The organism is Mycobacterium sp. NGS57 (assembly GCF_059812405.1).
This window is the reverse complement of sequence record NZ_JCALCP010000042.1, coordinates 1-328: the sequence shown is the minus strand read 5'-3', so window position 1 is coordinate 328 and position 328 is coordinate 1. Positions and strand designations below refer to the sequence as shown.

The following is a 328-nucleotide window of genomic DNA, read 5'->3' as shown; positions in this document are numbered from 1 at the left end:
CTTCCCGGGTCTGCCGGCGTTCACGTTCCCGAACCTGCCGGCTTTGGGGGCCGACATCAATGCGGGCATCAACGCGTTGCTGAACGGGACGTTGGCGTTGCCGGGTCTGCCGCCGATCACCTTCCCGGGTCTGCCGGCATTCACACTGCCGAACCTGCCCGCTTTGGGTGCCGACATCAACGCGGGCATCAACGCCTTGCTGAATGGCACGTTGGCGTTGCCGGGGTTGCCGCCGATCACGTTCCCGTCGTTGCCGCCGCTGACGCTGCCGAACTTGCCGGCTTTGGGTGCCGACATCAACGCGGGCATCAACGCGCTGCTGAACGGC

The 328-nt window shown here is 66.2% G+C and carries 1 pseudogene; it reads left to right on the top strand.

Annotation, left to right across the window (positions count from 1 at the left end):
• Window positions 1-328 (top strand): annotated as a pseudogene (locus AC5Y43_RS24995) (hypothetical protein); the annotation flags it as partial.